Origin of the sequence: Methylobacterium sp. WL18 (genome assembly GCF_008040015.1) — a bacterium.
Lineage (GTDB): Bacteria > Pseudomonadota > Alphaproteobacteria > Rhizobiales > Beijerinckiaceae > Methylobacterium > Methylobacterium mesophilicum.
In genome coordinates, this window is the sequence record NZ_VRVD01001207.1 from 1 (window position 1) to 655 (window position 655).

Sequence of the window (655 nt, forward strand, 5' to 3'; positions counted from 1 at the left end):
CCTGCGCAGCGGCGCGCCGCCCCGAGCGACTGGCGCGGCGTGCTCGTGGGGGCCATGAAAGCCACGGGCGCCTCGTGCCGCAACAGCCCCGGCACGGTGGTCAGCAGCCTCGTGGCCGTGGGGGCGGCCGGCTTCATCTGCTTCAACGCGCTGGGCCATCAATCCGGGCGGCATCCGGCGCCGATCCTGCCCAAGGTCGCGGCCCAGAAGGCCCCTGCCCCGCGCGAGGCGGCGGCGGCCCCGAAGGAGGCGATCCGGGATGTGGCCAAGGAGCCGGTGCAACCCGAGCGCGCCGCCGCCAAGCAGGCCGCCCGCGACCCGATCGCCGAGTTGATCCGCTCCGACGAGACGACCGCCTCGGTGACGCCCAAGGCCGTCCCGACCCGGGCTGCCGCGAAGCCGGCGCCGAAGGAGACCGCCAAGGACGCAACGAAGACGGCCAAGTCCGAAAAGGACGCCGATCCGGTGTTGCGCGCGCAGAAGGCGCTGTCGAAGCTCGGCTATCCGGTCAAGCCGGACGGTGCGATGGGGCCGGGCACCCGGGCGGCGATCGAGAAGTTCGAGCGCGGCGCCAAGCTGCCGGTGACCGGCGAGGCTGCGGGCCGAACCCTGCGCGCGCTGCTGTCCCACGCCGGCCAGGGTTGAGGCGCTCGCC

At 74.5% G+C, this 655-nt stretch carries 1 protein-coding gene; it reads left to right on the forward strand.

Annotated elements, in window-relative coordinates:
• On the forward strand, positions 1 to 645 hold a 645-nt coding region (locus tag FV228_RS31860; RefSeq protein ID WP_147857982.1), incomplete at its 5' end, for a peptidoglycan-binding domain-containing protein.
• Positions 646 to 655 lie beyond the last annotated feature (10 nt).